Raw genomic sequence first — 879 nt, forward strand, 5'->3', positions numbered from 1 at the left:
CTGGTGCGCCGGCTGGCCGCCGCCTGCGCGGCCCAGGGGCTCCAGGTGCGCACGGGAGCCGGGGTGGGGCTGGTCGTGGACCTGCTCGTCGCGGCACCGCCCGCGGAGGGGGTGTCGGCCGGCGACGTCCCGCGCTGGGAGCGCGGTGCGCTGGCGGTCGAGCTGGACGGGGCGGATCCGGCGCGGGTCGGCGGGGTGCGCGAGCGCGACCGCGGCCGCCCGGAGGAGCTGGAGCGCGCGGGCTGGTACCCCGTCCGGTCCTGCGGCGCGGACGTCCTGGCCGACCCGCGGGCCGAGGCAGGGCGGATCGCCCGGCTGTGGCGTGAGCACGTCGGTGGGGCACCGGCGGCCGGGCAGGTGCCCGGCGGGGCGGATCGCGGTGCGGATCGTGGTGCGGGTGGTCGGATGCGGGAGGTGGGCCGGTGAGCGGGCGCGAGCACCCCGGGGCGGCACCAGCCGGTGGCGGGGCCGTCGGTGGCGGGGCCGTCGGTGGCGCGGACGCCGAGCGGGAGGTGCTGCTGGAGGACGAGCGCAGCGCCGACGACTCCGACGTCGGCTGGGGCGCCGACGGCGACGACGACGAGCGCTTCCTGCGGGAACGACCGCCGCACTGGGGCTGAGCGGCACCGGCGGGGCGAGGTCACGAGCGCAGCACCACGCCGGTCCACTGCCCGGCGGCACCGCCGAGGCGGCGGGTGGTCTCCCCGTCCACGGCCAGCAGCAGCGCGGCCGCCGGTGGCGCGGCGGGCAGCGCCGCCGTGCTGCCGCCGTCCCCGGCCGTCGGCACCGCCAGGACGCCGACGTCGGTGGGGATGCGCTCGGCCGCACCGGCGGCGCCCGCCACGGCGAAGGGGGTCGCGGAGCGGCCGGCGGGCGTAG

General features: G+C 81.2%; 3 protein-coding genes. 2 read left to right on the forward strand and 1 reads right to left on the reverse strand.

Annotated elements, in window-relative coordinates:
- Nucleotides 1-426, forward strand: a 426-nt coding sequence (locus ABEB16_RS22200; protein ID WP_345714328.1) for a hypothetical protein, incomplete at its 5' end; no start/stop codon positions are given.
- Nucleotides 423-620: a hypothetical protein gene (locus tag ABEB16_RS22205; RefSeq protein WP_345714329.1), complete on the forward strand. Its 198-nt coding sequence runs from the start codon at nucleotides 423-425 to the stop codon at nucleotides 618-620. The genes ABEB16_RS22200 and ABEB16_RS22205, both read left to right, overlap by 4 nt.
- Before the next feature lie 20 nt (nucleotides 621-640).
- Here ABEB16_RS22205 and ABEB16_RS22210 read toward each other — a convergent pair.
- The coding region (locus ABEB16_RS22210) for a hypothetical protein (protein ID WP_425560295.1) at nucleotides 641-879 on the reverse strand (239 nt) is incomplete at its 5' end.

The organism is Kineococcus glutinatus (genome assembly GCF_039542765.1).
GTDB classification, from domain to species: domain Bacteria; phylum Actinomycetota; class Actinomycetes; order Actinomycetales; family Kineococcaceae; genus Kineococcus_A; species Kineococcus_A glutinatus.